The organism is Dermabacter sp. HSID17554 (genome assembly GCF_003989295.1).
In the GTDB taxonomy this organism is placed as follows: Bacteria; Actinomycetota; Actinomycetes; order Actinomycetales; family Dermabacteraceae; genus Dermabacter; species Dermabacter vaginalis.
Window position 1 is genome coordinate 284,703 of the sequence record NZ_RBLW01000001.1, and the last position, 23,694, is coordinate 308,396.

Annotated in this window: 23 protein-coding genes; 9 read left to right on the forward strand and 14 right to left on the reverse strand. The window is 62.6% G+C overall.

Features of this window, described 5'->3' with window-relative positions:
• Positions 1–28: 28 nt before the first annotated feature.
• The 6 genes from D8M36_RS01350 to D8M36_RS01375 are packed head-to-tail and all read right to left on the reverse strand — an operon-like array spanning position 29 to position 4,917.
• On the reverse strand, positions 29–349 hold the full coding sequence (locus D8M36_RS01350) for a metal-sulfur cluster assembly factor (protein ID WP_055088062.1): 321 nt from the start codon (positions 347–349) through the stop codon (positions 29–31).
• Between the two features lie 40 nt (positions 350–389).
• Positions 390–1,142: a Fe-S cluster assembly ATPase SufC gene (sufC, locus tag D8M36_RS01355; protein ID WP_126846116.1), complete on the reverse strand. Its 753-nt coding sequence runs from the start codon at positions 1,140–1,142 to the stop codon at positions 390–392.
• A 15-nt stretch (positions 1,143–1,157) separates the two neighbouring features.
• A complete protein-coding gene (locus D8M36_RS01360; protein WP_065247883.1) occupies positions 1,158–1,493 on the reverse strand; it encodes a Rieske (2Fe-2S) protein in 336 nt (111 codons plus the stop codon).
• Positions 1,494–2,687, reverse strand: coding sequence for a Fe-S cluster assembly protein SufD (sufD, locus tag D8M36_RS01365; RefSeq protein ID WP_126846118.1), 1,194 nt, complete (start codon positions 2,685–2,687; stop codon positions 1,494–1,496).
• The gene (gene sufB / locus D8M36_RS01370) at positions 2,687–4,114 is read right to left on the reverse strand and encodes a Fe-S cluster assembly protein SufB (RefSeq protein WP_126846120.1); all 1,428 of its coding nucleotides are present in this window, start codon (positions 4,112–4,114) and stop codon (positions 2,687–2,689) included. The genes sufD and sufB overlap by 1 nt, the downstream gene beginning before the upstream one ends.
• The gene (locus D8M36_RS01375; RefSeq protein ID WP_126846122.1) at positions 4,111–4,917 is read right to left on the reverse strand and encodes a helix-turn-helix transcriptional regulator; all 807 of its coding nucleotides are present in this window, start codon (positions 4,915–4,917) and stop codon (positions 4,111–4,113) included. Before D8M36_RS01375 ends, sufB begins: the two co-directional genes overlap by 4 nt.
• A gap of 186 nt (positions 4,918–5,103) precedes the next feature.
• On the opposite strand from D8M36_RS01375, the gene D8M36_RS01380 reads away from it, so the two are divergent.
• The 5 genes from D8M36_RS01380 (at position 5,104) to D8M36_RS01400 (ending at position 11,161) form a co-directional block, all read left to right on the forward strand.
• Positions 5,104–6,003, forward strand: coding sequence for an ABC transporter ATP-binding protein (locus tag D8M36_RS01380; RefSeq protein WP_126846124.1), 900 nt, complete (start codon positions 5,104–5,106; stop codon positions 6,001–6,003).
• The gene (locus tag D8M36_RS01385; RefSeq protein WP_238638336.1) at positions 6,000–6,794 is read left to right on the forward strand and encodes an ABC transporter permease; all 795 of its coding nucleotides are present in this window, start codon (positions 6,000–6,002) and stop codon (positions 6,792–6,794) included. The genes D8M36_RS01380 and D8M36_RS01385 overlap by 4 nt, the downstream gene beginning before the upstream one ends.
• Before the next feature lie 37 nt (positions 6,795–6,831).
• Entirely contained in the window at positions 6,832–7,800 is a 969-nt protein-coding gene (locus tag D8M36_RS01390) for a COX15/CtaA family protein (RefSeq protein WP_126846126.1), read from the forward strand.
• The gene (gene map, locus D8M36_RS01395; protein ID WP_126846128.1) at positions 7,797–8,594 is read left to right on the forward strand and encodes a type I methionyl aminopeptidase; all 798 of its coding nucleotides are present in this window, start codon (positions 7,797–7,799) and stop codon (positions 8,592–8,594) included. The genes D8M36_RS01390 and map overlap by 4 nt, the downstream gene beginning before the upstream one ends.
• 332 nt (positions 8,595–8,926) lie before the next feature.
• Entirely contained in the window at positions 8,927–11,161 is a 2,235-nt protein-coding gene (locus D8M36_RS01400) for a CAP domain-containing protein (RefSeq protein ID WP_126846129.1), read from the forward strand.
• A gap of 211 nt (positions 11,162–11,372) precedes the next feature.
• Here the strand turns inward: D8M36_RS01400 and acnA are convergent, their stop codons facing one another.
• The 3 genes from acnA to D8M36_RS01415 are packed head-to-tail and all read right to left on the reverse strand — an operon-like array spanning position 11,373 to position 17,405.
• Positions 11,373–14,033 carry an aconitate hydratase AcnA gene (gene acnA / locus D8M36_RS01405; protein WP_126846131.1) on the reverse strand — a complete coding sequence of 887 codons (2,661 nt, stop codon included), beginning with the start codon at positions 14,031–14,033 and terminating at the stop codon, positions 11,373–11,375.
• Between the two features lie 40 nt (positions 14,034–14,073).
• Positions 14,074–15,399, reverse strand: a complete 1,326-nt coding sequence (locus tag D8M36_RS01410; protein WP_126846133.1) for a class I SAM-dependent RNA methyltransferase — start codon at positions 15,397–15,399, stop codon at positions 14,074–14,076.
• Positions 15,396–17,405: an APC family permease gene (locus D8M36_RS01415; protein WP_161970177.1), complete on the reverse strand. Its 2,010-nt coding sequence runs from the start codon at positions 17,403–17,405 to the stop codon at positions 15,396–15,398. The genes D8M36_RS01410 and D8M36_RS01415 overlap by 4 nt, the downstream gene beginning before the upstream one ends.
• Before the next feature lie 145 nt (positions 17,406–17,550).
• Here D8M36_RS01415 and D8M36_RS01420 point away from each other — a divergent pair, with 145 nt between their 5' ends.
• A complete protein-coding gene (locus D8M36_RS01420; RefSeq protein WP_126846137.1) occupies positions 17,551–18,219 on the forward strand; it encodes a potassium channel family protein in 669 nt (222 codons plus the stop codon).
• Positions 18,216–18,926 carry a potassium channel family protein gene (locus D8M36_RS01425; RefSeq protein WP_126846139.1) on the forward strand — a complete coding sequence of 237 codons (711 nt, stop codon included), beginning with the start codon at positions 18,216–18,218 and terminating at the stop codon, positions 18,924–18,926. Before D8M36_RS01420 ends, D8M36_RS01425 begins: the two co-directional genes overlap by 4 nt.
• A gap of 18 nt (positions 18,927–18,944) precedes the next feature.
• On the opposite strand, the gene D8M36_RS01430 is transcribed toward D8M36_RS01425, so the two are convergent.
• Genes D8M36_RS01430 through dut form a run of 4 tightly spaced genes read right to left on the reverse strand, consistent with a single transcriptional unit; the run spans position 18,945 to position 21,222 of the window.
• A complete protein-coding gene (locus tag D8M36_RS01430) occupies positions 18,945–19,658 on the reverse strand; it encodes a DUF3159 domain-containing protein (protein ID WP_126846141.1) in 714 nt (237 codons plus the stop codon).
• Complete coding sequence (locus D8M36_RS01435; protein WP_238638337.1) at positions 19,655–20,017, reverse strand: OB-fold nucleic acid binding domain-containing protein; 363 nt, start codon at positions 20,015–20,017, stop codon at positions 19,655–19,657. Before D8M36_RS01435 ends, D8M36_RS01430 begins: the two co-directional genes overlap by 4 nt.
• A gap of 3 nt (positions 20,018–20,020) precedes the next feature.
• Positions 20,021–20,704, reverse strand: a complete 684-nt coding sequence (locus D8M36_RS01440; RefSeq protein ID WP_126846143.1) for a DUF3710 domain-containing protein — start codon at positions 20,702–20,704, stop codon at positions 20,021–20,023.
• Between the two features lie 2 nt (positions 20,705–20,706).
• Positions 20,707–21,222, reverse strand: coding sequence for a dUTP diphosphatase (gene dut / locus D8M36_RS01445; RefSeq protein ID WP_082991107.1), 516 nt, complete (start codon positions 21,220–21,222; stop codon positions 20,707–20,709).
• A 123-nt stretch (positions 21,223–21,345) separates the two neighbouring features.
• Here dut and D8M36_RS01450 point away from each other — a divergent pair, with 123 nt between their 5' ends.
• The gene (locus D8M36_RS01450; RefSeq protein WP_161970178.1) at positions 21,346–21,825 is read left to right on the forward strand and encodes a DUF3093 domain-containing protein; all 480 of its coding nucleotides are present in this window, start codon (positions 21,346–21,348) and stop codon (positions 21,823–21,825) included.
• A gap of 12 nt (positions 21,826–21,837) precedes the next feature.
• Here the strand turns inward: D8M36_RS01450 and D8M36_RS01455 are convergent, their stop codons facing one another.
• Complete coding sequence (locus D8M36_RS01455) at positions 21,838–22,140, reverse strand: DUF4193 domain-containing protein (protein ID WP_055088108.1); 303 nt, start codon at positions 22,138–22,140, stop codon at positions 21,838–21,840.
• Positions 22,141–22,404: 264 nt separating this feature from the next.
• Between D8M36_RS01455 and sepH the strand changes: the two genes are divergently transcribed.
• Positions 22,405–23,682, forward strand: a complete 1,278-nt coding sequence (gene sepH, locus D8M36_RS01460) for a septation protein SepH (RefSeq protein WP_126846147.1) — start codon at positions 22,405–22,407, stop codon at positions 23,680–23,682.
• Positions 23,683–23,694 lie beyond the last annotated feature (12 nt).

Sequence of the window (23,694 nt, forward strand, 5' to 3'; positions counted from 1 at the left end):
TTTGAGTCGCGGCGCTGCCGCAACATTTTTAGATATTGAAACCGATCGCGCGAAGCTGATCCTTGCCGTCCTCGGTGATGCGCTCCATGCCCCACGGCGGCATCCACACCCAGTTAATGCGGTGCGTCTCCGTAATTGGGTCGAGTGCGGCGAAGGTTTGGTCCTCGAGCACGTCCTGAAGCGGGCATGCGGCGCTCGTGAGCGTCATGTCGATCACGGCGTTACCGTTCTCGACCGTGACCCCGTACACGAGGCCAAGGTCCACAACATTGATCCCGAGTTCGGGATCGATGACATCCTTGAGAGCTTCGGTGACGTCCTCAGCGGTCACATCCTTGGATTCGGACATTGCTAAGCCGTCCTTTCAGGTAGTCGCAGTCGTGCGGCGCTCAGGCCGTAAGGAAGCGGTCGTAGCCCTCGGCCTCGAGACGCTCAGCGAGCTCGGGGCCGCCCTCTTCCGCGACGCGGCCGTTCACGAACACGTGCACGAAATCGGGCTTGATGTACTTGAGGATACGCGTGTAGTGCGTGATGAGCATGACGCCGAGGTCGCTCTCCTCCTTGACGCGGTTCACGCCTTCCGAGACGACGCGAAGCGCGTCGACGTCGAGGCCGGAGTCGGTCTCGTCAAGGATCGCGATCTTCGGGCGAAGGAGCTCCATCTGGAGAATCTCGTGGCGCTTCTTCTCGCCGCCCGAGAAGCCTTCGTTCACGTTACGCTGCGCGAACTGCGGGTCTATGCGAAGCTTCTCCATTGCGGAGTTCACATCCTTGACCCACTCGCGAAGCTTCGGAGCCTCGCCGGCAACGGCGGTCTTCGCGGTGCGCAGGAAGTTTGAGACGGTCACGCCGGGAACCTCGACCGGGTACTGCATCGCGAGGAAAAGCCCGGCCTTCGCGCGTTCGTCAACGCTCATCTCAAGAACGTCTTCCCCGTCGAGGAGAACCTCGCCGGAGGTGATCTCGTACTTCGGGTGACCCGCGAGTGAGTACGCGAGCGTGGACTTACCGGAGCCGTTCGGCCCCATGATGGCGTGGGTCTCCCCCGAGCGGAGCGTGAGGTTCACGCCCTTCAGGATCTCTTTCGTACCTTCGGGAGTTTCCACGGTTGCGTGGAGGTCCTTGATTTCAAGAACGGACATGATGTTCCTTTCGAGTCAGGAAAGTTCGATGGGGTCGAGCGAGACGCTGATCGCGCCGCTCGCCTGGTCGATCGTGACGGGATAAACGGGTGTTGCAACATGTGCGGGAAGCTGGCGCGGCACGCCGGTGCGAAGGTCGAACTGACTGCCGTGCTTCCAGCACTCAAGGGCGCCGTCTTCGACGTCGCCATCGGAGAGGTTGACACTGCGGTGGGTGCACAGATCGCCAAGCGCGTGGACAGTTCCATCTGTATCGCGCGCCAGAGCAATCTCGACCCCTTCGACCTCTATGCCCATGACCGTTCCAGGGGCAAGGTCTTCGAGGTGTGCAACCGTGTGTGTCATGGACATTTAGTTCATGCTCCGCTGCAGCTCGACCTCGATCTGCTCCGTGAGGTACTCACGCACCTCAGGAACCTCGATCCTCTGGATGAGCTCCTGGAAGAAACCGCGCACAACGAGACGGCGAGCCTCGATTTCGGAGATGCCGCGTGCCATGAGGTAGAACAACTGCTCATCGTCGAATCGACCCGTCGCGGCGGCGTGTCCTGCGCCTTCAATTTCGCCAGTCTCGATCTCGAGGTTCGGCACCGAATCGGCGCGCGCCCCTTCGGTGAGCACAAGGTTGCGGTTCATTTCGTAGGTCTCGGTGCCTTCGGCCTCCTTGCGGATGAGCACATCGCCCACCCAGACACTGCGCGCGCCGCGGCCCTGGAGTGCGCCCTTATAGAGCACGTTCGAGGTGCAGTTTGGCGCGGCGTGATCCACAAAAAGGCGGTGTTCGAGGTGCTGGCCTTCGTCGGAAAAGTACAGGCCGTCCTGTTCAACTTCGCCGCCGGGGCCCGCGAAGGTCGCGGTCGAGTTGACGCGCACCGCCTTGCCGCCGAGCGTCACGACGATGTGCTTGAGGCGCGCGTCCTTGCCGATCTTGGCGACGTGGGTCGAAACGTGTACGGCGTCATCGGTCCAGTCCTGGATGGCGATCACGGTCATCTCGGAGCCCTCGTCGAGAATCATCTCGACATTCTGGGCATAGAGCGCCGAGCCCGTGTGGTTGACGACGTAGGTCGCGCGGGCGTTTGCTTCGGTGTGCAACACGATCTCGCCGTGGCTCGCAACCGAGGCATCGTGTCCCCCGATCTCGACGCGCGCCGGCTCACTGATCTCGGCGTTCGAGGGAGCCTTGAGGTAGAGCGCGTTCGCGGTGAGCTCGGCGGCTGCCGCGGCGATCCGGTCCTCGGGGAGGATCGCCGTGTGGCGGGGGGCTTCCTTTTTCCCGAGCGAGTCGACGACGATGCCCTCTGGGGCCTCGACCTCGTAGCTCACGACGCTTTCTTCCACGTGAGTCTCGCGCGCCTCGAAAAGCGGGGCGAGCTGGCGGAGGCTTGCAAAGCGCCACTCTTCCTCACGGCCTGTCGGAATCTCGTGGTTGTCGATTCCGAATGCGGCGTGACGGGTCGCGCGCGAGAGGAGGCCGCTGCGCTCACCGGGAAGAGCGACGCCTTCGGATTCGAGCTGTGCTTTCGAATGATCCGTCGTGGTCATTAACCCACGGCTCCTTCCATCTGCAGTTCAATGAGGCGGTTGAGCTCGAGCGCGTACTCCATGGGGAGCTCACGCGCAATCGGCTCGATGAAGCCGCGCACGATCATGGCCATGGCCTCGGTCTCCTCGAGACCGCGGCTCATGAGGTAGAACAGCTGCTCTTCGCTCACCTTGGAGACGGTGGCCTCGTGGCCCATCTGCACGTCGTCCACGCGAACGTCGACGTACGGGTAGGTATCGGTGCGAGAAATCTGGTCGACGAGGAGGGCGTCACACAGCACGTTGGAAGCCGCGTGGTGCGCGCCGTCATTGACCTGAACGAGACCGCGGTAGGACGAGCGACCGCCACCGCGCGAGACCGACTTCGAGACGATCGAGCTCGAGGTGTGGGGGGCCATGTGCACCATCTTGGAGCCGGTGTCCTGGTGCTGGCCTTCGCCCGCGAACGCAATCGAGAGGGTCTCGCCGCGCGCGTGCTCACCCTGGAGCCACACCGCGGGGTACTTCATGGTGACCTTCGAGCCGATGTTGCCATCGACCCATTCCATCGTGCCGCCCTCTTCAACGGTCGTGCGCTTCGTGACGAGGTTGTAGACGTTGTTCGACCAGTTCTGGATGGTCGTGTAACGCACGCGGGCATCCTTCTTCACGACGATCTCGACGACGGCCGAGTGCAGCGAATCCGACTTGTAAATCGGAGCCGTGCAGCCCTCGACGTAATGCACGTACGAGCCTTCGTCGGCGATGATGAGCGTGCGCTCAAACTGGCCCATGTTCTCCGTGTTGATACGGAAGTAGGCCTGGAGCGGAATTTCCACGTGGACGCCCTTAGGGACGTACACGAACGAGCCGCCCGACCATACGGCGGTGTTGAGGGCCGCAAACTTGTTGTCACCCGCGGGGATGACCGTTCCGAAGTACTCCTCGAAGATCTCGGGGTACTCGCGAAGGCCCGTGTCGGTATCCACGAAGATGACGCCTTGCTTCTCGAGGTCCTCGCGGATCTGGTGGTACACAACCTCGGACTCGTACTGGGCGGCGACGCCCGCGACGAGTCGCTCCTTTTCGGCTTCGGGGATACCGAGGCGGTCATAGGTCGCCTTGATGTCTTCGGGGAGGTCTTCCCAGCTCTTCGCCTGGCCCTCGGTCGAGCGCACGAAGTATTTGATGTTGTCGAAATCGATGTCGCTCAAATCCGCACCCCACGTGGGAAGCGGCTTCTTTTCGAAGAGCGAGAGGGCGCGCAGTCGGCGCTTGAGCATCCATTCCGGCTCGTTCTTCAGGTGCGAGATGTTCCGAACGACGTCCTCGCTCAGCCCTCGCTGAGCGGCGGCACCGGCCGTATCCGTGTCGTGCCAGCCATATTCGTAGCTGCCAATCGACGCAATGATCTCGTCCTGACTGAGCTGCTCTGGTGCAGTCGTCATGGCTTCCTTCCTTCTGTGAGCAAATCTGTGGTGACGTCCGAGGCAAGTTCCCCTTCCGCCATGGACTCGGCGATCGCCTCGCTCATGGCGGGGGTGAGGTGCGTGGTGCACACGTGGGCACCCGCCGCTCGCGTGGCGAGGCGTTGCACGGGAACGCCGAGCATACGCGAGAGCGCTGCGGTTTCCACCTCGCACAGCTCGGGGTGCTGAGCCGCGATGTCTTGGACGGGGCAGCGCCCCTGGCACATCTGAACGGTCGTGAGAGTGCGCGTCGCGGCGCCGGCCTTACCGGGTGTGCCTACGGTGACCGTCACGGGCCGAAGTGACGCGGCATACCCGAGTTCTTTGAGGAGATCGATCACGAGACGCACCCGTTTTGCGGGGGTCATCTCTGCCTTGGCTCTTTCACGCTCGTAGCGCCTCTCGAACTCCGCTTCCCACTCGGCAGTTCGCGCCTTCGCGAGCGACACGAGAGCTCCGTGTCCACCCGCGCGCTCGAGCTCCTTCATCGCGAGAAGGGCGAGGCTTTCGCATTCGCGCGATGTCGCGTCGGTGTCGGAAGCCTTGGCGGCGAGCACGAACTCCTTGCGGGGGCGTCCACGCCCGCGTGGTCGGTGAGACGACTCTTTTTCCTCGATGATGCCTTCGGCATGCAAGTGGGAAAGGTGCCGACGGATGGCAGCCCCCGTGAGGTGGAAACGTTCGGCAAGGTCGCCCGCGGCAATCGGGCCATCGATGCTAATGGCTTCGATGAGGCGCTCACGCGTCGAATCCGAGGCGTGCGCTTCAGTGCGATCATTCACGGCATCCTCCTCTCGCCAAAACGGTGGACGCTGCGATTCTACAAACCGCAAGTTTCGAAAAGATAGGGAGGGTTACCTAAGTCCCGCAAAGGCGCGGTGTAAGTCACATAGCTCGGTGGTGAGCGGCAACCGTCGGCCCTCGCCCCTCGTCACGCTCGCCCACGCGGAGCACTACGATGAAGAGCCATGGGTGAGAACACTTCCACAACGAGACCGGCGCCGAACACCGCGCAACCGTCGGCCCTCGAAATCGTCAATCTCCACAAGCGCTTCGGCTCCGTGACGGCGTGCGAAAGCGTGAACCTCACGGCGAACTTTGGCGAGATCACCGCGCTTCTCGGGCCCAATGGCGCGGGAAAATCGACGACCATTGCGTGCGCCACCGGGCTTCTCAACCCGGATGGCGGCGAAGTTCGACTCCTCGGAAGTGACCCGCAAAGCCACGACGCCGAGACTCGCGCTCGCGTGGGCGTGATGCTTCAGGACGGCGGGCTCACCTCCGGCGCCACTGCGAAGCATCTTCTCGAATACGCTTCCTGCCTTTATTCGCACCCTCGAAACTGGCGAGTGCTCTCGAGCGAACTGGGCATCGACGCGTTTGCCTCAACGCTCGTGCGTCGCCTTTCCGGTGGGCAACGCCAGCGCCTCAGCCTCGCGCTCGCACTGCTCGGAGAACCGGATGTCCTCTTCCTCGACGAGCCCACCGCGGGCATGGACGCCGCCGTCAAGCGCCGCACGCGTGAACTGATCCGCGCGGAAGCTGAGCGAGGGGCAGCAGTAATCCTCACCTCCCACGCGCTCGACGACATCGCCTCACTTGCCGATCGCATCATCGTGATCGCCGGTGGCGTCGTGCGGGCCGACGGCACCCTCGCCGACGTCGAAAACACCCTCGGGAATGGCACAGCGCTCGCGCTCGACGTCTCGGCAACAGCCACAGCACAAGAGAATCTCACGGGATTCGAGCGTGCCGTGCGCAAAGCCGCGACGGCGCACGGGGTTTCGCTCACGGTCAATCGTGGCCCCGCCTCGCTCGAGGACATCCTCGTCACGCTCTCCACGCACTCAACGAAGGAGCAAAAGTGAGCATCTCCGATCGTCATTCGCCCAATGTAAGCGGTACCCGCGCCGCACGAGCACCGCAGCGAATCGCCGCACACGCGAAACTCGAAGCCCGGGCACTCCTCACGAACGGCGAACAGCTCATGGTGTCGCTCATGCTGCCCGCCATGGTGCTCCTCGGTCTTCGGTTCATTCCCGTATCGCCCGCGCTTTTTGGTGGCCACACTCCTTCGATTTCCGACGCGGTTGCTGCGACGGCCGTCACGGCGATCATCGCGACCTCGCTCACCTCCCAGGCGATCTCCACGGGTTTTGACCGCCGCAATGGTGTGCTGCGCTGGATTGCCACGACACCGCTCGGCCGGGGCGGGTACATGCTCGGCAAACTTGGCGCCCTCTCCCTCGTCCACATCCTGCAGATCGTCGTTCTCGGCGTGCTGTCACTCGCGCTCGGATGGCGCCCCACCGCAAGTGAAATCCTTTGGTCGATCCCGGCATGGATTCTCGCGACGTGCGCATTCGGAGGCCTCGGTCTTTTGATCGCCGGTACGCTCCGTACGGAGGCTGTGCTCGCGCTTTCCAATATCTTCTTCCTCCTCTTCATTGCCGTGGGAGGTGTCGCTATACCCGCGAAGAGTTTCCCGGCTCCCCTGGACGCCATCGTCGCGCTCTTACCGTCAGCGGCGGCCACGAATGCCCTCACCGCTGCACTTTCGGGGCACGCGCCCTCCCTATGGTCACTCGCGCTTCTCGCGATTTGGGCCGCCCTCTTTGGCGGCCTGACGGTGAGATTCTTCCGCTGGACAAGCAGCTGAGCCGCGGGTCCCGGCCGGGGTTTCTTACACTTGGCGCATGACCTCTCCGAAGAGCACACCACGCGCCGTTGCCGAGCGCCACAATCGCTGGATTTACGTCATTTTTTGGATCAATCTCGCGTGCCAAATCGGCATCATCGTGACGGGCGGCATCGTGCGCTTGACGAAGTCGGGGCTCGGCTGCTCCTCGTGGCCGCACTGCGAACCGGGACAATTCACGCCGCGGTATCACCCCGAATCGGGCCTGCGCCCCTTCATCGAATTTGGCAACCGTGCGCTCACGCTCGTGTTGCTCATCTTCGCGATCCTCGTACTCGTCGCAACCTATAAGCACCTTCGCGCCAAAGGCGCGGGATTCGTGCGTCTTTCATGGGTGCCGCTCGCGCTGACGCTCTTCCAGGCGGTGTGGGGCATGCTCGTCGTCTACCTCCACCTCCACCCCTTCTTCGTGTCGGTGCACTTCATCGTCTCGCCAATTCTCGTGGCGTCCTCCGCGGTTTTGGTCTACCGACTTTACGAGGGCAACGGTTCCGCAAGACTGGCCGTGAACCGCGGTGCTCAATTCGTTTTTTGGCCACTTGCTGCCGTCGGGTTTGCGGTGCTGATTCTTGGAACTCTTACGACCGGCTCCGGCCCGCACTCCGGTGACGCCAACACCCCGCAACGCTTCCCGTTCAACCCAGCGAAAATCGCGTGGCTTCACGCCGATTTCGTATGGCTTTTCTGCGGACTTCTGCTCGGTGTCGCCATCATCCTTATGATCACAAAGGCGCACACTCGGGCGAAGAACGCTCTCATTGCCCTCACGGTCGTGACGCTCCTCCAGGGCGCGATCGGGTACATCCAATATTTCACCGGCCTACCCGAGGCTCTCGTGGGGTTGCATATGTTTGGCGCGGCCCTGCTCTCCGCGGGCATCGCGTGGCTCGGCGCAAGCCTGTTCACGTGGTACCCGATCGGGGAAGGCACGGCACCGCACGACCACTCAAAGGAGGCGCAGCAATGAGCCTGTTCCGCACGAAACGTTACCCAACCCCCGAAGAAATCAAACCCGCGGGCGAGTTCGTGGCGGGCGTGCTCGCAGCGCTTGAGAAAACCGTCGCCGTGGGCGACAACCTCCTGGAGATCGACGCCGAAGTTCACCGCATGATCCGCGAAGCCGGCGCAACCTCGTGCTACCTCGACTACCACCCGAGTTTCGGCGGCTCGCCCTTCGGCAAAGTCATATGTTTGAGCGTGAATAACGCGGTGCTCCACGGCCGCCCCTACGACCGCAACCTCGAGAGCGGAGACCTGCTATCCATGGACTTCGCTATCGAACTCGAGGGATGGGTTGCCGATTCTTCGCTCTCGATCGTTGTGGGTGAACAGCGCGAAGACCACCTGACACTCATTCGCGACACCGAGAGCGTGATGTGGGCGGGAATCAACGCCGCTCGCGCTGGCAACACGGTTGGCGATATCGGTCACGCCGTTGAGACCCGGGCCGCAGAGTTGGGCTACACGATTAATCATGAGTTTGGCGGCCACGGCGTTGGCCGCACAATGCACGAAGCTCCCTTCGTACCGAACTACGGCGCCCCGGGGTCCGGATCGCGGTTGCGCGAAGGTATGGCACTGACCGTTGAACCGTTCCTTACCCCCACGACCGACGTTATGCGCATTACCGAGCGAGACGGCTGGACGGTTGAGTCGGGTGACGGCTCGACTGGCGCGCACGCAGAGCACACTCTCATCGTCACGAAGGACGAGCCCATCATCGTCACGGCTCGCACCCCTGGCCTCCCCCGGATTGCATAGTCGTTGTGGGGGTTACCCCTGCCCTGCACCTGTCCGCGCTACGCGAGCCCGTGGGCGGTGAATTCCGACGGTTGCCAGCGCTCATTCGCACCTCAAACCCCCAGGGACCCTCCCCTTCAAGCCACCTCGCGCAAAAAATTCACCGAAATGTAACATTTTGGTAACGACATGGTTGCTCCCCGCCTTCGTTCGAAACGGCGTAAGTAGTAGTATCCGTAGCGGCCCAGGCCAGATCCCGGTCCGAAAACACTGCCCACCGCCCTCTTTCCCTCAGTGGCGAACAGCGATGGCAACGGTGGCCGAGACACTCGAGCACAGAAAAGAGACTCTCCATGACCCTCACCCGTAAGAAGCTTGGGCCGGTCCTCGGCCTTGGACTCTCCTTGTCGCTCCTCGCTGCGTGCTCCGGCGGCAGTGCGTCCAACGACGCCGCGCAGTCGCCGTCCTCAAGTGTGACGGCCAGTGCGGATTCGTCTTCGAGCTCCTCCACGAGCACGGATGACACGGAGGACAGGCTTCCGGGTTCCGTGGATTCGTCCCCCGCGCCCTCGGAAGACGAAGACCATTCTGGGGAGTCCCTCGCGCAGCAGTGGGCCCGGAAGAGGAACCGTGCCTCCGGCCAAGATTCCAACGTGAACGCCGAGAGCGATGCAAGCTCGGACAGCAGCGGACGTCGACGTGCCCAGGGTGACTCCGAATTGAGTGCAGGCCATACGCCCGAAAATACTCGCGAAAACGGCTCAGGCCAGCAGAAGCCGGCCTTCGAAGTCACGCCTGATACCGCACTTGCTCACGGAGAATCCGATGCGCCGATTCCGCCCGCACAGGATCCCTCGAACGGCCCGGGTCCCTTCCCGGGCAACGTGGTGGCGCAACCGGCGGAGCCGAAGCCCACGCAGCCGAAGCCACATCCCACACCCGAAAAACCTGGCGACGGTACCGGTAAGCCAGCTCCGAAGCCGCACAAGCCGGGCAAACCGAGCAACCCCGCTCCGGAGCCCGGAAACCCCAAGCCCGGAAAGCCGGGCAACTCGCACAACTCCGGCACCGTCACGATTGCGGCCTTTGATGAAGAGGGCTACAACTCCGCACTCGCAAGCTGGAAGCGCGACCGAGATGACGCTCGCAGTGAGGCTGAGCGTTCGAACCGAGCCCTCGACGATGCGCGCCGCACTGTCGAGGCAGCACGTGACAAGGCTGATGCCTCGCAGCGCAGGTACGAAGAAGAAAAGGCGAAGCTCGACGAACTCGTCGCTGCCATGCCCGGTACGGGCGATCTCGCCCAGAAGCGCGACCTCGCGGCGAAGCTGAAGGTCGAAGCGGAGAAGGCCGCCTCCGACGTGGAGACCGCTGAGAAGAAGGTCACCGACGCCGAGAAGAAGAAGCAGGATGCCGATCGCAAGCTCGAGCAGGCCACCAAGCAGCTCGAGGTGCTTTCCGACAAGCGTGACAACATTGCGATTCAGAGCAACCTCGAGTTCGCACAGCTGAATTCGGAAGACCAGCTTCGTGCCCTCTCCGACGCCCTCGCGGAACGTGTGAACGGCTACCGCGTGAAGAACGGTCTGAACGAACTCGTGTACGCACCGGTGTTCAACGACAAGGCCGCAGACTGGTCCACGACTATGGCCACGAGCAAGGACTTCACGCACTCGAATAGGGACGAAGAAGGCTACAGCAGCGAGAACATCGTCGCCGCGACCTGCAGCACGGAGATGGAGACCGTCGACGAGTGCGCCGATGCATTGTTCGAGCAGTGGCAAAAGTCGGATGACCAGAACAAGAACATGCTTGACGAGACCTTCTCGCACGCTGGTATGGGCCTTGCAAAGGGCGACGACGGCCAGGTCTATGGCACGAACATGTTCTTCATCAAGGACGATGCCCACGAGGCTAACTCCACCACCGTCGTCCCGAAGTCGAAGGGCATGCCCGAAAATCTTGGCGGCGAGTACGTGCCCGAGGGTGCAATCGCGGTCACGGGTGGCACGAAGCTCGCCCACACGGTTGACGATCGCAACACCACCGAGTACGACAAGTGGGAAGGCGGCAAGGACGGCCTCGACTACACGAAGGGCGTGCGCCGCGGTGTTGATGAGCGTATCTCTAAGCTTGAAGAAGCCCCGCGGGTCGATGAATTGAAGAAACTCGATTCGGACATCAGCGAAGCACAGGGCAATGTCGACGCGGCCCAGGCCGAAGCCGACCAGAGCAATCAGGACCTCGAAGACGCCAAGAGGGCTAAGGGCGACGCAGACATTCGGAAGACCGAGAGCGAGGATGCCTCCTCTAAGGCTCAGGCTGACCTCGCCGAGGCCGAAGCTGCCGCGCCTGAGGCCGACGCTGCCCGCAAGCAGCAGCAGGCCAAGGTCGACAATCAAAGTAAGATCGTAGGCGAGGCAGAATCAAACGCCGCTCGCGACAACAAAGCGGCGTCGGATGCCGAGAACGAGCTGAATGAAGCGCAGGCGAAAGCTGACAACGCGAAAGCAGAGCAGCAGCGCGTTGAGGCTCAAGAGCCGACGAAGAAGGATTACACCACGATTATCGAGGTTCCCGCGGAGTGACCTCGCCGCTCCCGTAATCCCAAGGAGGGGCTGCCTCATCCCGAGGCAGCCCCTCCTTCGTCGATTGCATAGGGATTGTGGGGGTTTGGGAAATCAGCAACGTGCCCGGGCCCGTGCGAAGCGGCATCACTTTCGAGCCATGCGACGCCACAAGCCCGCGCATCAGGCGATACGCGGGCTGCGGAACAGTGAAAGCGGCTCCGGCTCTCCCCTACTCGGCGAGCGAGCGCAGGACGTACTGCAGGATACCGCCGGCACGGAAGTAGTCGGCCTCGCCGGGGGTATCGATGCGCACGAGCGCATCGAACTCGATGGGTTCTTCACCTTCGCGCGTTGCGCGTACGAAGACGGTTTTCGGGGTGACGCCTTCGTTAAGAGCGCTCACGCCAGAAATGGAGAAGGTTTCTTCGCCCGTGAGGCCGAGGCTTTCAGCCGACTCGCCAGCGGGATACTGCAGAGGTAGCACCCCCATACCGATCAGGTTTGAGCGGTGAATACGCTCGTAGCTCTCGGCGATGACCGCGCGTACGCCCAGCAGCTTCGTGCCCTTGGCTGCCCAGTCGCGAGAGGAGCCGGTGCCGTACTCCTTGCCGGCGAGGACGACGAGCGGGATTCCCGCTTCGGCGTAGTCCTGGGCGGCGTCGTAAATGAAGCTTTGTTCACCGGTGAGGAAGTTCCTCGTGTAACCACCTTCGACGCCGTCGAGAAGAAGGTTCTTGAGGCGAATGTTCGCGAAGGTGCCACGGATCATGACCTCGTGATTGCCACGGCGCGAGCCGTAGGAATTGAAGTCTTTACGGTCCACGCCGTGCTCGCGCAAGTAGCGCCCGGCCGGCGAGTCGGCCTTGATGGCACCCGCGGGCGAGATGTGGTCGGTTGTCGTCGAGTCACCGACCTTCACGAGTACGCGCGCATCGTCGATGTCACGAATCGCCTCAAGCTCCATGCTCATCCCCTCGAAGTACGGGGGTTTGCGCACGTAGGTCGAATCTTCGCTCCACGAGAACGTGTCGCCGTCAGGAGTATCGAGTCCGCGCCAACGCTCATCGCCTGCGAAAACGTCGGCGTAATCGTTCTCGAACATTTCCTGCGTGATGTTCTCGGCGATCGTGTGTTCGACTTCGGCGGGAGTCGGCCAAATGTCGCGAAGGAACACGGCGTTGCCCTCGGCATCGTGCCCGAGCGGGTCGGAGTCGAAGTCGAAGTCCATCGTGCCGGCAAGCGCGTAGGCGATGACGAGGGGCGGCGAAGCCAGGTAGTTCATCTTGACGTCCGGGTTGATACGCCCCTCGAAATTGCGGTTGCCCGAAAGCACAGCGGTCACGGCAAGGTCGCCCTCGGCAATGGCTTCGGAAATTTCGGGGGCGAGAGGGCCGGAGTTGCCGATGCAGGTCGTGCAGCCGTACCCGACGAGGTGGAAGCCAAGCTTCTCGAGGAAGGGCCACAGGCCGGCTTTCTCGTAGTAGTCGGTGACGACCTTCGAGCCAGGTGCCATCGACGTTTTCACCCAGGGCTTGACGTTGAGGCCACGTTCAGTCGCGTTCTTCGCCAGCAACCCCGCGGCCATCATGACCGAGGGATTCGACGTGTTCGTGCACGACGTGATGGACGCGATCGAGACGATGCCGTGGTCGATCGTGTAATCGGTTCCCTTGACCGCTGTGGGACTCGAGGTGTTCTCGGCATAGGCCGGCAGGGAGTTCGCGAAGCTTTCTTTCGCTTCGGTGAGCACAATGCGATCTTGCGGGCGTTTGGGCCCGGCGATCGAGGGGACGACGGTTGCCAGGTCTAGCTCGAGGTATTCGGAGTATTCCGCTTCCTTCTTAGGGTCATGCCAGAGCCCCTGACGCTTGGCGTAAGCCTCGACAAGGGCCACTTGATCGTCGTCACGGCCCGTGAGGCGCAAGTAGTCGAGAGTGACATCATCGATCGGGAAGATTGCGGCGGTCGAGCCAAACTCGGGGCTCATATTGCCGATCGTGGCGCGGTTCGCAAGGGGAACCTGCGAAACACCTTCGCCGTAGAACTCCACGAATTTGCCCACGACACCGTGCTTGCGGAGCATCTCGGTGATCGTGAGGACAACGTCGGTAGCGGTTGCGGCGGGCGGGATTTCGCCAGTGAGCTTGAAACCCACGACTCGCGGGATGAGCATTGATACGGGCTGGCCCAGCATGGCCGCTTCCGCCTCGATGCCGCCAACGCCCCAGCCGAGCACGCCGAGACCATTGACCATCGTCGTGTGCGAGTCGGTACCGACGCACGAATCGGGGTAGGCGCGCAAAACTCCGTTGACTTCGCGGGTCATCACGGTCCGGGCGAGGTATTCGATGTTGACCTGGTGAACGATTCCCGTGCCTGGCGGCACCACCTTGAAATCATCAAACGCGCCCTGGCCCCAACGGAGAAATTGGTAACGCTCGCGATTGCGCTCGAACTCGAGATCCATGTTGAGTTGAAGAGCGTCGACGCGGCCGGCGACATCGATCATGACGGAGTGGTCGATCACCATTTCCGCAGGGGCAAGGGGGTTGATCTTGGAGGGATCGCCGCCGAGGTCGCTCATCGCTTCGCGCATCGTCGCAAGATCCACAATGCAGGGCACGCCGGTGAAGTCCTGCATGATGACGCGCGCTGGCGTGAACTGGATTTCCTCACTCGGCTCGGCCTGGGGATCCCAGTTGGCGAGCGCCTGGACGTGGGCGGCGGTGATGTTTTCTCCGTCTTCAGTGCGCAGAAGGTTTTCAAGGAGCACTTTGAGGCTGTAGGGAAGCCGACGGTACCCCTCAACAGCGTCGAGTGCATAGATCTCGTATTCGCGGGAGTTGACACTCAGGGAGGTCTTCGCGCCGAAAGAATTCACCGTGCTCATCGAGGCTCCAATCGCAAGTGCGGTTGATCGTTGTCAGTAATTATCGTGCGGCCCGTTCGAGCTTCACAACGCATTCCATGTGGTGGGTGTGGGGGTATAGGTCGAAGACTTGGAAATCGGTGATGGCCCAGCCCTCGTGCTCGGCAACTCGCAGGTCGCGCGCGAGAGTGGAGGGTTCGCACGAAACGTAGACCATGCGCTCGCGAGTGAGCTCGGCAAGGCGCGCCATGGCCTTTTCGCCAACGCCCGCGCGGGGCGGGTCCATGATGACGCGGTCAGGCCCTTCATTCGCGTCCGCGAGGAAGTCGCGGACATCCGCGGTGACGGCTTTGGCCTGGGGGTAGGCCGCGAGGTTCTCGGTGGCGTCGGCGCTCGCGCGTTCCGCTCCCTCGACGCTCACAAGTGCACCTGTGCGGCCGACTGCGCGGGCTGCGGGGACCGAAAAAAGGCCCGCCCCGCCGTACAGATCCCAAATCCGCTCACCTTCGTGCGCGTCAAGAGCGTGTCCGACGGCGGCGGTCAGAAGGCGCGGCGCATCAACGTGCACTTGCCAGAAACCGCTCGCGTAGAGAGTGAAAACGTCATCGCCGACGATTTCCCGCACCGAGTCGTCGCCGCGCAGAGCAGTGGTACTCGTGCGCGTGGCGAGCACGATGCTCGCATTCTCGCAGGTGGTAGGAAGATTGAGATCGTCGAGGGTCAAATCGTTCTCGGAGCGCACGATGATCGCGGGCGCGCTCCCGCTTGGAGCGACGACATCGACTGCAACGACGCCGCTCGGGGCCTTCCACACGTCGATGCCGAGTGCTTGGATTGCGGGATGGGCGAGAGGATTTGACCCAACGGCGTGAATTTCGTGGGAGCGCCAGCCGTGCATGCCGACCTTGCCCTGATCGACGGCGAAGCGGACGCGCGAGCGCCAACCGAGCCCCGTGTGGTCGTCCCGAGCGGGCTCGATTTGGATGTTTTCAATCGGGTACGTGCCAATCCGGGCGCGCGTCATGAGCTCCTGAAGAACCTCGGTCTTGATACGACGCTGCGCTTCGATGCGGATATGGGCATAGTCGGCTCCACCGAGTCCCTCGTATCCGCATTCAGGCCACGCACTAGGGACGCGATCGGGCCCAGCCTCGATCACGTCGATCGTTTCGGCACGCCAAAAGCGCGCGTTCGCCTTCGAGTCAGGAAGCACTTCAGCAACGACGGTTTCTCCCGGGCACGCGCCACGCACGAAGACAACGCGACCTTCGTGACGCGCGACGAAGGTGCCTCCATGTGCCGGCTTATCGACGGTCAGGGTGATCAGCCGCCCTTCCCCTGCGAGCTCCTGCACTTCTTTTGGTCGCTCGGATGCGGGACGGGTCATGGGGCTAGCTCCTTGACAGCGGGATTCCTGTACGACGCGATCGATGCTTCGTGCTCAGAACCATCGAGATCCCAAGGGACACGGCGGACCGTCACGCGCTCATACTTCTCGAGTCGGGTCGTGACTCGCCTCAGCACGTGGTTGTGCATGATCGACTCCCACCAGTGTCCCACGAGAAATTCAGGAATGTAGACAACCACGGCGTCACGGGGGTACGTGCGTGTAAAAGATCGCACGTAGTCGTCGAGCGGCGCGAGGAGGGCGCGATACGGCGAATTGATCACTCGTAGCGGGATGGGGATCTTGCGCCTGAACCACTCCGTGCTAAGCGTGTCGATCGCGGAATCCTTGGTCTTCACGGCCACGGCTTGGAGGCTCAGGTGCGGTGACGCCATCGCTTCCTTGATCGCTCGAATGGCGGGTCGGTTCAGTTGCGTGAGCAGAACGATGCCCCGTGTGGGATCTTTACCGTCGAGGGGGGCGGGTGCCGCGATCGGCCAGCGGCCAAGATCCTCGTCGTGGCCGAGAGCGAGTTTCGAGAAGATCCGAGAGTAGTAGCGGCTGATGATCGTCATCGCTGCCCACATAAGCGCCACGGCAGCGAGTGTCACCCATGCGCCGAGGAGGAAGTTGGCGGTGGCCACGGTCACAAGGACCAGGGCCAGGCACACGGTCGCGACGAGACTGACCGCGCGTTTGCGGGCAAAGCGCTGGCGTTCCTTGAGCCGCACCGCCACGCGGTGTTTTTTCGTGTAGTGGCGGAACATCCCCAGCTGCCCGATCGTGAAGGTCATAAAAACGCCCACGACATACATGTGGATGAGCAGCGTAATGTTCGCGCCCGTCGCGAGAACCACGATTTCCGCAAGCCCCGCGAGGAGCAGAATGCCATTGGAGTACACGAGCCTGTCGCCCCGTGAGGCGAACACGCGGGGGATGTCACCGGTGCGGGCGAGCGCCGCCGTCAGTACCGGCAGTCCGGTGAAGGCGGTGTTCGCGGCAATGCACAGCACGAGAGTGGCCATGGCGAGCATTGCGAGCGACATGAGCGATCCGGCCCCGAAAATGGCCTCCGCAATCTGGCCGAGCACTGGCGTCGCTTCGCTCACGCGCGCGCCTTCCGCCTCGCGGGGCGAAAGACTCACGCGCGTCGCGAGGGCGAGTAGCATGACCCCGAGGAAAAGCACCGCCGTCATCGCGCCCGAAATGACCAGCGTGATGCACGCATTGCGGGCTTTCGGGGGCCGGAAAACAGGCACGGTGTTCGTGATGGCCTTGACACCGGACACCACGGGAAGGCCGCTCGAAAAAGCTCGCGCAAGAACGAACGCGCCGCCGAGCGCAGTGAGAGCCGCAGGCTCCCCCTCCCCCGGTTCCGGATAGCTTCCCGCATGTGGGGATAGCCCGAGCGTCCCTTGCCATGCCTCAATTCCGCCCCACACGAGAGTGATGGTGATCAAAGCGATGAAGGTATACACGGGAAGGCTCACGAGCCGCGCCGATTCCCGCGCGCCTCGAAGATTCACGAGTGCAAGGAGCGCAATAATCACCATCGCCATGCCGGTTTGAAACGGTGCAAGAGGGCTTATCGCACCCCCGATATAGGCGCCCGCTTGCGAGGAAGCGACCGCGACCGTGAGTACATAATCGGTCACCAGAGCCGCACCTGCGAGTCGGCCCGCGTTCGGACCAAGATTGGTTCGCGCGACAACGAAGTCGCTTCCGCCGCCTGGATATTCCTCGATCACGTTCAGGTGGGCGGTCACGACGATCGCCATGACAAAGACGATGGCGATTCCTACCCACGGGCTCCATGCGAAAAGGCCGATTCCGGAAAGGCCGAGCGTGAGAATGATTTCATCGGGGGCGTACGCGAGTGCACTCACCGTATCGGCTGCAAACGAGGGAATAGCGAAGCGCTTCGGGAGGCGCTGGCGCGCGAGGCGATCGGAGCTAAACGGGCGCCCGATCACAATGCGTTTGACGGAAGCGAGGGGGCGGGACACACGAATAATCTACTCTCCGCCCGGGCACGGCGCACATCCTCATCCGCGCGCACGCCTCGCAGCTCCCCTCACGCGTTAGGCTGGATTTATCGTCCGGGCCAGCTCCGGCGCGCACCACACCAACCGCATCAGGCGAGGATCAGCAATGCACATCGTCATTATGGGCTGCGGCCGCGTAGGCGCAACGCTTGCCACAAAGCTCCAGACAAACGGACACTCGGTGGCGATTATCGATCGCGACGAGAAGGCGTTCCGCATACTCCCCGATGACTTCGAGGGGATCAAAGTCCACGGAATCGGCTTTGACCGCCGCTCGCTTGAGCGCGCTCGTTGCGACGAAGCCATCGCCTTTGCCGCGGTCGCAGGCGGCGATAACTCCAATATCATCGCGGCCCGCGCCGCGCGGCAGCTCTACGGCATCCGCAATGTCGTCGCGCGTATCTACGATCCGAAACGCGCCGAGGTGTATGAACGCCTTGGTATCGCAACCGTGCCCACGGCGCGGTGGACCACGAATCAGATGCTTACCCGCCTGATTCCGGGCCAGTCAGCTCGTGAGTTTCAGGATATTTCCGGTAACGTGTCGATGCTCGCCTGCGATTTCCACCCCAGTTGGGTGGGCACAACGCTCGCGGACCTCGAAAAACTCACCGCCTCGCGCGTCGCTTTCGTGACCCGCTACGGCGAAGGGTCGTTGCCGAGGCGCGACTACCGCATACAGGAAGAGGACATCGTGCACCTCACGCTCGAAACAGAGCGAGAGGCGGAGGTTTCCGCACTGCTCACCCACCAATTTGAGGAGGACGCCGAATGAAGATCGTCATCGTGGGTGCAGGAAGTGTGGGGCGAAGCATCGCGCGGGAGCTCCTCGACAAGGGACGCACGGTCACCCTGATCGACCGGGAGGGGGCACATCCCGGTCTTGACGAAGTCACGTGGGTGCAGGGCGACGCCGCCGAACTCGATGTTCTCGAAAAGGCGAAGCTTGCCGAAACCGACGTGGTTGTCGCCGCCACGGGCGATGACAAGGTGAATCTCGTCGTTTCCCTCCTCGCCAAAACCGAGTTCGGAGTTCCGCGAACCGTGGGCCGCGTCAACCACCCTCGCAACGAATGGATGTTCGACGATGCCTGGGGCGTCGACGTTGCGGTGTCGACCCCGCGGATTATGACTTCCCTCGTCGAAGAGGCCGTGAGCATCGGCACTGTCGTCACGATGTTCTCCTTCGCGAAGTCCGAAACGAGCATGGTCGAGATCACCGTCCCGGAAACCTCGCCGATCGTTGGCAAAGACATCGGTGATGTAGCGTGGCCGAGGAGCGCGACCCTCGTTGGCGTCGTGCGTGAGGGGCATCCGCGCCCACCTGCCGAATCCGAGGCCCTCGAGCCGCGCGATGAGCTTTTGTTCCTCGCTCACCGCTCATGTTTGACGGCTCTTCAGCGCACGGTGGTGCCAAGGGGACTCGAGGAAACGACCGCAGCGCTGCCCGTTGTGCGGGTTAGTGACGAGGACGAGGACTAAAAACCCTCCAATTTCGCCCTACGAACGCTTGGACTCTTTGGGGGACGTCGCCTCTATGTGAGCGCTGGTGGCGTCGGAATCCCACCGCTTCACAAGCGCGCGGTGCTGCAGAAAAACCACATACGTGACCGCCACGAATGCCGGGATCCCCATGATGAGCTTGGCGATACCGAGCGCGTCTGTGAATCCCGCAAAATACAGGGGTGCCTGCACTGCGACCTTGAGCGCAAAGAGCCCCGCGTACCACAGCGTGGCATACGTGTAGGTGCGCCTGCCCTCGCGAGAGGTGCGCCAGGCTGAAACTCGCGGGTCGACGAGTGCGGCCACGTATCCCACTGCCGGGTGTTTCACAAGGATCGAGACGATCAGTCCCACGGCATAGACGGCGTTGGTGATCAGACCGGGAAGGTAAAAGCCACTGCCGTCGCCGCTTTTCACGGCGATGAACGCGCCGAGAGCAATCCCGATCGCACCGCTGATGGCGGGTGTGACCTGGCTTTTCGTGGCGATGCGCCACACGAGTGCGAGAACGACGACGCCGAGCGAAGCGACACTCGCGAGCACGACGTTGCGCGTGAAGAGAAACAGCACAACGAACAGGAGGGTCGGGAGGACCGATTCGATGAGCCCCCTCACGCCACCGATCGCGTTCATGACGCTGTAGTCATCAGAGGTAAAGCTCGCTTTGAGCCCGGTTGCAGGTGGTTCGGGGGCTGACGATGGTGAGGTCACTGGCCGTCGTCCTTCGCACCGTGGATCGTGTATCGGGGGTTGTACATGATGCGCTTACGGCCTCGCAGGCCTACGAATCCCTCGACCTCCAGGCGCGCACCAGGTTCGATACCGGCGATCGACTGACGCCCGAGCCACACGAGGGCAAGCCTGCCCGTACCATCGTGGAGATCAACGTCGAGCTTCGGATCCTGGCCTGCCGGCTGGACGACGATCGAGCTGACCGTGCCAAGGCAATGCGCCGGGCGGCGGGACATGATGGACGCAATCTCGTCAAGATTCTCCACGCCGCTCTCGTCGTCGTCATTGGTCGACGCGGACGCATTCAACAGATCCCTCGCCTTCGTGAGGACGCTCACGGCCTACCTCACCTCGGCGATTGTGGGCCCCTGACCGAGCGGATCCGCGTCATCCGGAAGCGGTGAAGCATTCCCCTCACCGGGAACCTTCAGTTCGAGAACCTCACGGGGTGCCTTCGCCATGGAGCCACGCACGACAACGATCGAGCGAATGATGTCTTCGATCTCTTCGCGCACCGTACCGGTTTGAAGCGCTGCTCCGGAGATCACGGCGCGCAGAAACCAACGGGGCCCGTCAATGCCCACGAAGCGCATGGGCCTGTGAGCGCGCGCGTTCGATCCCTTAATGGCGAGCGGAATGCGCGCGTAGAGTTCGGTGCCAAACGCCCCTTCACGTGTTTCCGTCGTGCCGCCTTGCGACGCGACTGATTCGCGCAGCGACTTGCGGATGTCATCCCACAGCCCTTCGCTCTTCGGCGCAGCGAAAGCGTTGATCTGCATTTGCGACTCACCGTACGTGAGAGTGAGGCCCGTGACGGCCCTCGAGCGTTTTTCTACCTCGACGGCGATGCTCATGCCTTCGCGTGCGGGAATCTGAATCGATCCGAAATCGAGACGTTCGGTATCGGGGGCATCCTTGATATCAAAGGGGCCCTTGACTTCCTCTTCCTCCGGTGAGGGAGTGTGCGTGAGCGGCGCGCTGTCAGTAACTGAAGCTTTCTTTTTTGAGCGTCCAAAAAGTCCCATGTTTACCCCTCGTGTCCTTCGCCATTGGTCGTGGAAGAAAAACCACCGCTTGAACCGAAACCAGCTTCGCCGCGCGCTGCCGGGTCGAGGGAGTCGACCTCCACAATCGTGGGGCGCAGGATCGGCACGATCACGATCTGAGCGATGCGATCACCACGCGCAATGTGCAGGGTCTCGGTTGTGTCGGTGTTGAGCAGCGCAACCTTAAGTTCACCCCGGTAGCCCTCGTCTACCACTCCCGGCCCGTTCACGATCGTGATGCCGTGCTTGGCGGCGAGTCCGGAGCGGGGGCACACGAGCCCGACGGTGGCCGGCGGAAGAGCGATCCTGACTCCCGTGGGAATGAGGGCGCGCTCACCGGGGGCGAGGTCAAAGTCAATGGCGCTCGTGAGATCGAGTCCTGCGTCGTCAGCGTGCGCACGCGAGAGCGCAAGCTCGGGCGCCTCACACACCGTCGGCAATTCGACGGGGCGCGGGGCGCCGGCGGACGGCGTGGGCGCGGTGGCGTTTTCACTCATGGGCTCAGCCTATCGCCGCTCGAGCTATTCGTGCGGATACTTGCACGGTTGCGCCCCTCGTGTGTGGGGGATCTTGCGCGGGGGCAGGCTCGGCTCGAAGTGCTGTGTGAGACGATGGCAGCTATGTCTTCCCTATTTCAGGAGCGCCTGCACCCGGGCCCCTTCGTCACACTCATTGCCGTCATCTTCGGGGTGCTGCTCGGAGCGATCCTCCTGCCTCTGAGCGAGATCGTCAGCATCGTGACCGCGCTCGCCCTCGGAATCCTTTTTCCCGTTCTCCTTTTCGCGGCATCCCCGGTCGTCGAGGTTCGCGAAGACGTGGTTGCCGCGGGACCGGCACGCATTGAGGTGGACGTCCTCGGCGAGCCGCGAATCCTTGCGAAGTCGGATTTCGCCAAGATCCTCGGACCCGACATTCGCCCGCTGGATTTTCGTGTGGTGCGAGGGTGGATTTCGACCGGCGTTGAGGTGCCGGTCCTCGACCCTGAAGATCCAACCCCCGCTCTCGTTCTCTCGCTTCGGCGCCCCGAGGATTTTGCTCTCGCACTCAAGGCGGCAAAGACAAAGCGGGTGCGCGAGGACGATTCCTCGCACACCCGCTAAGGGCCGGGCGCGTCAGTCGCCCGAGCACTCCTTGCAGATAATGAGCTTTCCTTCGACGTGGTCAATTTGGCTGCGATGTTTCACGAGGAAGCACGAACCGCACGTGAACTCATCGACTTGGCGAGGCAAAACGGTGACCGACAGCTCCTCATTCGAGAGGTCGGCGCCGGGGAGCTCGAACCCCTCCGCGGCTTCGGCCTCGTCCTCATCGACGGAAGGTGAGGCGTTATCGTTCCGGCGCCCCTTGAGTTCTTCAATCGAGTCTTCGCTCGAGTCGTCGTCCTTCTTGAATGGGGCGTCGTAATCGGTAGCCATGGTTCTCTTTCACGGGGATCTGGGGCGCTGGGGTCCGCGCCCGGTGCGGTGTTCAGCAACGGCGGGAATTCTCGCAGTTTGCCTCGGCTTTTGCAAGCTGTGCGAAGAAACTACCAGAGTTCGATACCTCGCGCCCGCATAACCCGCGCGTGAGGTTTGACGAGTGTTCCTCAAGGACTGTCCCGCCGTGTCAGCAGCGTTTTTCGAGTCTCGCGTTTTAGTATTGGCAGCACGCGAGACCTCGATAGAGAAAGAAGGCCGTTAATGCGCGAGCTCACACTCGGCGGGTTGCACGAGAACTCCGATCACCTCATTTTGCTCGACGCTGAGGGCGAGCGATACACGGTGCGCATTGATGAAGCCCTGCGTGCGGCGGTACGCCGCGATGCGTCGTCCGTTGGACTCCTCCAGCAAAATCACTCGTCGGCTCTCAAACCCAAGGACATCCAGGCGATGCTGAGGGGCGGATCGACCGTGGAGTCGATCGCGGAACTCGCGGGGATGGAAGTTGAGCACGTGAAGCGCTACGAGGGGCCCGTTCGTGCCGAGCGTGATCACACTGCGCGCCGTGCACAGGACTTCCGCACCTCGAAGGGCGGGACCGAGAAGCTCATTGACGTCGTGGAGCCTCGCCTGCGCGCACGCGGGGTTGACGAGGATCTCGAGTGGGATGCGTGGCGCCGCAGTGACGGCACGTGGACCCTCCAGCTCACCTTCGTCGCCGGTGGTCGTTCGCGCATCGCCACGTGGCAGGCGGATCTTCCCAATCGCGTCGTGACGGCCGAGGATAACGAAGCACGCTGGCTTTCCGACTCCGAGGCCCAACGCGAGGATTCTCCCGCGCGCACGCGCTTCAAAACGCAGCGAGCAAATGTGTTCAACATCGAGGAGAGTACGGCTGATCCCTCAAGCGACTCGCCTGCCGCCTCCTCGCCAATCTCGGAACGAGAGCTCGACGAACTCAACGCACGCCGTGGAACGCCGGTTTCTGCTTCGGCACCCGTGGAAACCGCTCCGGAGCCCTCGGCGGTGCACACCGAAACTCCGGCTCCGGCCTCGCCGTGGCAGAGCCTCGAAGAATATGAGCCTGAGGCACGCGACAACAACGAGAGCGCCCAAGAAGAGGCACTCGCGGCTCCGGAGGAAGAGCGCCCTGCTCCCGTGCGGATCGTCCCGATCAGCGCCCACCATCACAACCGCGAGGTTCGCGCCGATACCTTTGATACCGAAGAGGTCTCCTACATCGACGGCCCGGACGATTTGAGCGAAGCGCCCGACCCCGCTCACGATCCGTCAGCCTCTGAGGACGACACCCACGAGGGCACCTCGACCGACGCGGATATCGCCGCGAAAGAGGACCTCGAGGAGTCCGCGCCCGCCAACGAGGGAGATGACTCACCGGCAGCGGGCGAGGCTGAAGACGAGAACCTCACGCCTCTGCCCGGCTTTGACGCGGAGCCGAAAAAGCCTCAAAAGAAGACGAAGCGCCAGCGTGCGTCCATCCCGTCGTGGGATGACATCGTGTTTGGCCACAAAGACTAGAAGTGGCGAAGC